The organism is Clostridium sp. 1001275B_160808_H3, assembly GCF_015550425.1.
GTDB lineage: Bacteria > Bacillota > Clostridia > Clostridiales > Clostridiaceae > Clostridium.
In genome coordinates this window covers 198880-208008 of record NZ_JADNAT010000004.1, presented here as the reverse complement: position 1 = coordinate 208008, position 9129 = coordinate 198880, and the positions used below count along the sequence as shown (strand labels likewise).

Below are 9129 nucleotides of genomic sequence, written 5' to 3'. Positions count from 1 at the left end.
TCTATTGGTGCTGCATTATATGTTAATTGTGATGCCTTTTCTTGTAATGTCATTTTTGATACTAATTCTTTTGCTTTTTCTAAGGCCTCTTTATGAGTAATTCTATTACCTTTATTCATACCAGATCTCCTATTATTTAATATAATTCCTTTAAAGTGAAATTTTAATTTCCAACTAAATTTTCTTAGTAACTATTATTTAAGCTTTATTCTTTTTTCTATACTGTAATGGGGTCTTTCCTTTCAATTGTACAAATTTATTTATAAAATAATCTGTATTGTTATATCCTACTTGTTCTGCAATTTTATATATCTTCTCATTACTATTTATTAATAGCTCTTCTGCTACATCAACTCTATATGAATTTAAATAATCCTTAAATGACATGTTATATTGCTTTTTAAATACTTGTCCTAAATACGCACTGTTAATATAATATTTTTCGCCTAATGATTTTAAGCTTAACTTTTCCATATAATGCTCTGATATTTCCTTATTTATATGATCTAATATTCCTTGAGAATTACTTTGTCTAAGTTGAACTAAATAATTCGAAAATTCTAATGAAAACTTCTTTAAGTGCTTAGCACTTCCCCTACTCATATTTTCCTTAAATACTCCTAGACTTATATATTGAACTATCTTTTCTTGATCAACATTTTCATCAATGTTTTTTGCTATATTTATAAGGTTAAATAATAAATAATTAATATTAATTGTTATCATCTCTAAGTCTATAAAATGATTTTTAAAACTATTGTAAAACTTATCTATGCAACTCATAATTTCTTCTGTATCGTTTTCTTCAATTGCTTTAATTAAATCATCCATGTATCTTTTTTCAATAGTATACGTTTTCGGATTATTCATCACATCATCATAATATAATATTTTATTATCCATTGAAAAATTAGATAACATTTTTGCTATAATGGATGATTTATATGATATTTCAAGTTCTTCAATATTTTTAACCTTTTGTCCTATATAAATGAAAAAATCGTACTTATACCTGTCTTTTATATAATTTATAAACTCTGCTATATATTCTTTCTCAGTAATACATTTTTCTCTCGATAATCTATTCTCATAAATTAATCCAATATCATAACAATCCTTTTCATTCGTTACATCAAATATAACATTATAACAATCCTTACCTAGCCACTCTTTAACTCTTTTATATAAGTTATGTTGTCCAAGTCTCTTTTCTTCATGTGAAATGTTTAAATACTTACCATAATTATAGTTAACTTCTATATTTATATATCTAAGCTCACTTCGAGGATTAAATCTTTTCTTTATATAATTCAAACTATTCTTATCATATCTTCCTGCAATTAACTCACTTATATATTTATCATAAATAAGCTTTTCATTATTTTCTTTTTCTTCTTTTTCAAGAAGTATCCTAACATATCTTTCCCTTATCTTCCCTAAAGAATTTATAAGCTCGTCTCTTTGTATTGGCTTTAAAATATAATCCTCTACATTATATTTTATTGCTTTTCTAGCATATTCAAACTCGCAAAATCCACTTAAAACTATAAAATTTATTTCTCTCTTTATATTTTTAGAGACATACTCTATAAGTTCAAGCCCGTCCATTTTAGGCATCTTTATATCTGTAATTACTAAATCTATTTCTTTTTCTTTTATTTTTTCTATAGCATTTAATCCATTTTCAGATTCATCTACAACTTCATATCCATATTTTGACCAATCAATTAAAACCCGTAGCCCTTGCCTTATAAATGGTTCATCATCTACTATTAAAGTTTTAATCATAAATTTTCTCTCCTCTTCAAAATTCCTCCATAGATATCTTTATTGTAATATCTGTTCCTTCTTGCTCTGCACTCTCTATCTCAAAATACATGTTATTATTAAAGTACATTTTCATTCTCATATATGCATTAAAAATACCTATACTCTTTTCTTCACTTAATAAATCAAATTTAAATTCTTCTATACGTTTTCTTATTCTTTGTAATAAATCTTCAGACATTCCCTCGCCAGTATCAGAAATTTCCATGTATAGATATTTCTCGTCTTTAAAAATAGAAACACTAACACCTGCATTATAAGATATTCTCTCTATTCCATGAACACATGAATTCTCAACAAATGTTAATAATGATAACTTTGGTATTTTATATTTCTTACAATCCTCCATAATATAGCAATTATAGGATAACTTTTCTCCAAATCTATATCTTTGAATGTCAATATAGTTATTAACAAACATCATTTCTTCTTCAATTGTAATATTATCATTACCCCAATTTATCGTTCTTCTAAGAAGCATAGAAAGCTTCTCAATTATCTCTGCAGTTTCATCTTCCTTTTTTATAAGGCTTCTCATTCTTATCGTTTCTAAAGTATTAAACATAAAATGAGGATTAATTTGACTTTGCAATGCATTAAGTTCAGCTTGCTTTTTAGCTAATTGTAGAATCTTTTTCTCCGCATCTTCTTTAAAAACTACTTCAATTAACTCCTTAATTTTCAAAACCATTAAGTTATAACTTTTTATTAAGCTTCCAATTTCATCGTTTCCTTCAACACTATCTATTACGTAAAACTCTTCATTTTTCACTTTACCTAAATAAGTATTTATCAATTTAACTCTATTTCCTAATGATTTTGATATTAAACTGATTATTATAGTTGGCAATACTAAATTAAATATAATTAAGCTAATAAATAATTTTCCTGAATCTTTTAAGTTTATGAATATAGATTCATCTTCTTCAGTAAAAATTATTTTCCAATCATTTTTTGATTCACTTAATTTTAATTTTTCATGTACTAAAATATCACTTGCATTTATTATACCCATTTTTTTGAAATCTTCTTTTGGAGAATATATTCCTTTATTAGATAATAGTATTAAATCATTATTTACTATATATAAACCTTCATTCATTTGCTCGTTTAATATATTACCTAGTAAAGCATCATAATTTATATCTATTTTTACTATTTTTTCTCTTCCATCTTTGAAATAATCTAACTTTCTTACAACACTTATATTTCTACAGGGGCTATTATCTGCAAATAATTTTCTATCTGCATCATATTCAACTGTAATAGTTGTACTTTCATTATTATTTCTATACTGTTTGTACCATTCTTTATTTTTTACTTCTGATGAAAGTTTAAAAATATTTGCACTATTAATGATACTATCATTTTCAACATAAATATTAATTCTATATATATGTTGAGGATTATAATAATCCTTTATTGCCGTATTTCTTAAAAGATCAAAATATTTATCATAGTAATCGACTGGTAACTTATATTCAGTTGATATTATAGTATTTAAATCTTCATCCGAATTTATATGATTACTAAGCATCATACATTCTGCTATAACACCATTTAAATTATAAGTTACTCTATCGATTACATGATCAATATTAATTTTCTGCTCCTTCTCTTCATTATTCCTAACTGTATATAACATTAAACTATTAGTAATAATAACAGGAATTAATACACAAAAAATATATATAATTAATAACTTAGATTTTATACTACAATAATTAAAAAAGTTTTTAACTTTCATCCCCGTACCCTTTACCATTGCAAAAATTTATAAGTAAATATTTCTTAATACTATTATAATATAAATAAATAATTAATAGTTATTTTCTGTAGTAAATGGTGATGCTGGTAATCCATCTTTATTATATAGATTTACATTATCCGGCCCATTTTCCCATGCATATCTTACATCTTTAGGTTCATACACCGCTTTACTCCAAACCTCTATATAATCTCCTTTTATATCAGCATTTGCTTTGTAATATCTTTTATCTTCTCCACATATTTCAAAGTTCTTCAAATCACCCTTTAAATTTAATAACTGACTTCCATCATTATTAAAATATATATTTATTTTATTTCCATTTAACTTTTTTTCCTTATATAAAGGGCCATTACATACTATATCTTCCCCATATAATTTGTTAATTGCTAATAATGCTAATCTTCTAGCTACTTCTTTTTTATTAAATGGATGTAGCTCATTATTTTCTCCAATATCTATTGAAACAGCCATTCCAGTATTTTTTATTTTTAGGGATCTTCTTTGTGCTTCTCTTAACCTTGCCCAATCATCGTGTTTTCCAACATCCGACGGCTCAGAATAATTTGCAAGTTGCACATATAAAAATGAGAAATCACCTATATTCCAATTATTTCTCCATTCTTTAACTAGTATTTCAAATAACTCTTCATAATCATCTGGATACCCTGTATTTGACTCTCCTTGGTACCATATTGCACCAGCTATTGCATAATTCTTTAAAGGATGAATAATCGAATTATATAATCCTATAGGCATATATTCAAAATGAGTTCTATCAGAAATACTATTCATTTCACATCCTATTTTATATTTCCATCCACCAGATAAGTCAATTTCTTCATGATCAAATACTAGTTTATAAGGTTTATCTTTTATAAAACCTCCTATACCTGTATTGCTTATGGCTCTTATGGATATAACATTTTTTCCTTCTTTAAGCACTTCATTATTTATTAAATATTTTCTAGGAGGATATCTGTACTCTGTTCTACCAACTAATACTCCATTTATATATACTTGATCACTATCTATGATAGTTCCTAGATATAGTTTAGAATCACAATTGCTTAAATGCTTAGGTAAAAAGAATTCTTTTCTAAACCAAACTGCTCCATTTACTTTATCTAAAGAGGTATCTCTCCACATACCTGGAATAACAAACTCTTCCCATAATGAATCATTCATATCTTTTGAATACCATTTATCTATTAATCCATTATCATTTAAATCTAAATCCTTGTACCACGCATTAATTCTCTCATCATCATCTTTTTGCTTACTTAATACATACTGTTTATTTTTGCAATTTGAAATTATTTCATCAAATCTATTTAAATTTTTTAAGCTTTCTTCACTAATCCACGATTCTATTGGAGTTCCACCAATCGCTGTTGCAATTAAACCTATAGGTACTTTGTATCTTTCATATAATTCTTTTGCAAAAAAATATCCAACAGCACTAAACTCTAGTGCTGTTTCTTGATTTAAAGTTTTCCAAGAACCATATTCTAAATCCTCTTGTGGTCCTTCAAAATTATAATTCTTACTTGCAAAGAATTGTCTTATATTACTATTAGAATATTCCAATATTTCATCTTCATATAGTTCTAATATTCTTTCTATTTGCAATTCCATATTAGATTGTCCACTACATAACCAGACATCTCCAATTAAAATATCTTTAATTATTAATTCTTCATTTCCTCTTATCGTCATATTATAAGGGCCGCCAGCTTCCAAATGCCCTAATAAAACTGACCAATTTCCCTCATTATCTGAAATTGTTTCATATATTTCATTTAAAAACTCTATTTTTATTTTTATATTTTTCTCTGCTTTCCCACAAACTTTAGTTTTATCTCCACGCTGAAGAACCATTCCATCGCTCAATATGCTAGATAATCTAATATCATTCATATCTATATATCCTTTCATAATTAAATATTATTATATTCAAACCATAAAAAATCAGCATAATTTTCGCTTTTAATTCCATTACTTGTAGCAAACATACCTATAGTACACCCAACGAACCCACCTGCTACTTCTGTACTTAAATATCTAATATCAAAGCCTTCTTCTAATAAATAATATTTAATGCCATCGTTGCTATAATAAAAATCTAATTTTAGGTCTCTACCAATGATTTTAAGAAACACATTCTCACTGTCTAAAAAAACTTGCTTAGCTACTTCTTCTTTCCCATCTTTAAGTGCAATGATTCTAAGTACTTTATCTTTATTTACTATAGAATACTCAAACCTCAAATTATAATTATTACTTTGAATTATTGCTAACCCTGCACTTTCATGTTCATTTTTAGGTTCAAATTCAATCATTGTTGATGCTAAAAACTTATACTCTTCTTGTCTTACTCCTATATATGCCAGATTTCCTAAATCATTTAGACTTTCTTCTTTTAAGTATAGTCTTAATGCACCTTTTCGTTCTGTTAAAGAATATAAATTATTGCTTGGATTTCTTAAAAATAAAAATCTATGATCTAACTTATCTCCATAAAAATGATAACACTTTTCTTTATCTTCTATTTTAAATTCATTTGTTGGAATTTCTTGCTCTAATTGTAGTATACCTTTTCCTTTATTAATAATTGGCCACCCATCTTCCCAATCTACTTTAGCCAAAAATGTTTCTCTTCCTATATTACAGTGCCCATCAACTTGTCTACTAGCAAGCATTACAATAAACCATTCATCATCTTTTGTTTTTACTAAATCTCCATGTCCAACATGTTTAATAGGATAATCTTTTCCTAAATGCCTATGAGTAATTATTGGGTTTCTAGGGTTATTTTCATATTCTCCATAGATAAATTTACTTCTTGCAATAGTAATACAATGATCTGGACCTGTTCCACCTTCTGCTATCATTAAATAATAATATCCATCTTTTTTATATAAGTGCGGTCCTTCAGGCCAGATAACATTTTTCATTGCCCCATTCCACACGTCGTGGCTTTCTCCAACTAACTTCATATTTATTAAATCTATTTCTTGAATCCATATATACCAGTCACCATTGTATTTTACACCGTCTCTATTAGGTCTAGTTCCAATATAATAGGCTCTTCCATCTTCATCAAAAAATAAACTCGGATCAATTCCCTCTGCCCCCTCAATTATATGTGGATCTGACCATGGACCACTTGGATTTTGAGAAGTTACAATAAAATTTCCTCCACGAGTAACATTAGTTGTTATTAAATAATATGTCCCTTTGTTATAACGTATTGTAGGAGCATAAATTCCTTGTGAATGCTCTATATTATTTAAGTTTACTTGCGAATTTCTATCAAGTACATTACCTATTTGATTCCAATTGACTAAATCCTTGCTATGAAAAATTGGAACTCCAGGGAAATAAGCAAAAGTAGAATTAACAAGATAAAAATCCTCTCCAACTACGCATATTGATGGATCTGGATAAAATCCTTTTAGTATTGGATTTTTCATTAATGTGCTCATTTCATAACCTCACTTTTATTTATCACCAAATTTTATAATTTCCACTTAAAGCTAAAAAGGCAAATAAATATAAACAATTATCATAATATCTTCTTTCTCCATTTCTTAATGGAGTATTCCAAAACTTATCTACACATTCTTTTTTATATTTACCTTTACTTGCTAAAGATGCCATTGCATTTGTTGCAATAATAGCAACTGGATGAAGTGCTTTTTCATTTATGATTGTTCCATCTATTTCATATATTAAATCTTCTTTTCCTTTTACTGTTTCACAAAAGAATCTTTGGATATTATCAGCACAATCACTTTCCCACTCTGATGCTTTAAACCATTCATAATCTAGACCTAAATTAGCAGCAACCCTATATGCATCACTATAATATCTTTCTCTATTATCTCTTCTAAATGGCTCACCATTATAATGAGCATATTCTGGTGCTAAACCAGTAACAGGATGGCATGCTTTTTTCAAATACTCTCTACTATTCTTTGCAGCTTCCTGCCAAAACTCTTTATCTTCTTCATAACACCAAAGGGAAAATAATTCATAAAAATGAGGTAAGTGATATGATGGATCTGTAAAATTACACCCTGGAACGAATTTTATTAATTTATTTTTTGGCTCCCACATAGGATATCCATCATTATTTTCACCTTTATGAATACAAGTATATAATAAATCTTTTGCTTCCTTTGAGTAATTATATATTCCTTCGCCATCTCCCCATCTATGAGAAGCAAAAAATAATGCCATTGCAAAATATTCTTCTCCATCGGGAGCTGGTCCATCTGAATATTTAATTCCTTCTGGACTTACTGACCATGCAAAGTACCCTGCATTGATACCTTCTTCAAGGTACATATATTTTTTAGAAAAATTCCATAATGAATCAAATTCTTTTTTCATATCTCTTTGAACACACATCATCATAGCATAGGACATGCCTTCTGTTCTTGCATCATTATTTCCAGTATCAATAAAACAAGCTGTATTCTCATCTAGAATATGATAAAATTTCTCTTCTTCATCATAAAAAATAGTTTCGTAAATATCATCTAATCTTTTTTCTATATCAGTTAAAGAATATCCATACTGTAAAAATAAATTTGTATATTCATTTTTAATATTCATTATTCCTTTACACCTCCAATAGTTAAACCAGATACAAAGTATTTTTGTAAAAATGGATATAAACATACTATTGGAAAGGCTGTAACAATTGTTATTGCAGCACGAAGAGATTTTGGTGTTACTAAATTACCTGCATTTTTCACCATTTCAGCTGTTCCAGCTCCACCTTGTTGGGTTGATGATGATAAAAGTTTCATTAATTCATATTGCAAGGTTGTAAGTTTAGGATTTCCAGATGCATATAACATAGCATCAAACCAAGAATTCCATTGACCTACTGCTATAAATAAAGCTACTGTTGCAAGAACTGGTTTACATAATGGAAGTATTATTTGCATAAAAATTCTAAGTTCTCCAGCTCCATCAATTTTTGCTGATTCTATTAAACTTTCAGGTAATCCGTTTATATATGTTCTAATTACTATCATATTAAAAGCACTAACAAGTCCAGGTAAAATATAAACTAAAAAGTTATTTAATAATCCTAATTCTTTAATTAAAATATAATTTGGAATCATTCCACCATTAACATACATAGTTAATACATAAATAAATGATATTTGCTTTTTAAATACAAAATCCTTTCTGCTTAAAACATAAGCTAACATAGCTGTTAAAAATACTTGTACAACAGTTGCAATTACTGTTCTTGAAACTGAAATGAAAGCTGCTTGCATTAAGTTGTTATTTCTAAAGACAGTTTGATAATTTTTTAGTGTAAACATTCTAGGCCATAGATATACACCACCTCTTACTGAGTCTATTCCATCATTAAAAGATATGGCTAGAGTATTTAATATTGGGTATAAAGTTATTACTACAAATAAAGCCATAAATATGAATAAAATCACATTAAAAACTATATCACTCTTACTTTTTCTCTTTAAATTTATATTTAACATATGTCCTCC

6 protein-coding genes are annotated in these 9129 nt (G+C 27.3%); all 6 read right to left on the bottom strand.

What is annotated here, in order from left to right; translation table 11 throughout:
- Positions 1-198: 198 nt before the first annotated feature.
- The 6 genes from I2A75_RS05045 to I2A75_RS05020 all read right to left on the bottom strand — a co-directional run bounded on the left by I2A75_RS05045 (position 199) and on the right by I2A75_RS05020 (position 9120).
- The gene (locus I2A75_RS05045; protein WP_195263378.1) at positions 199-1788 is read right to left on the bottom strand and encodes a response regulator; all 1590 of its coding nucleotides are present in this window, start codon (positions 1786-1788) and stop codon (positions 199-201) included.
- A 16-nt stretch (positions 1789-1804) separates the two neighbouring features.
- On the bottom strand, positions 1805-3574 hold the full coding sequence (locus I2A75_RS05040) for a histidine kinase (RefSeq protein ID WP_195263377.1): 1770 nt from the start codon (positions 3572-3574) through the stop codon (positions 1805-1807).
- 72 nt (positions 3575-3646) lie between these two features.
- Positions 3647-5515 (bottom strand): sialate O-acetylesterase, encoded by a 1869-nt coding sequence (locus tag I2A75_RS05035; RefSeq protein WP_195263376.1) that lies wholly within the window; start codon positions 5513-5515, stop codon positions 3647-3649.
- A 20-nt stretch (positions 5516-5535) separates the two neighbouring features.
- Positions 5536-7083, bottom strand: coding sequence for a glycoside hydrolase family 43 protein (locus tag I2A75_RS05030; RefSeq protein ID WP_207733760.1), 1548 nt, complete (start codon positions 7081-7083; stop codon positions 5536-5538).
- A gap of 22 nt (positions 7084-7105) precedes the next feature.
- Positions 7106-8218 carry a glycosyl hydrolase family 8 gene (locus I2A75_RS05025; RefSeq protein ID WP_195263375.1) on the bottom strand — a complete coding sequence of 371 codons (1113 nt, stop codon included), beginning with the start codon at positions 8216-8218 and terminating at the stop codon, positions 7106-7108.
- Complete coding sequence (locus I2A75_RS05020; protein ID WP_195263374.1) at positions 8218-9120, bottom strand: carbohydrate ABC transporter permease; 903 nt, start codon at positions 9118-9120, stop codon at positions 8218-8220. The genes I2A75_RS05025 and I2A75_RS05020 overlap by 1 nt, the downstream gene beginning before the upstream one ends.
- Positions 9121-9129: the final 9 nt, after the last annotated feature.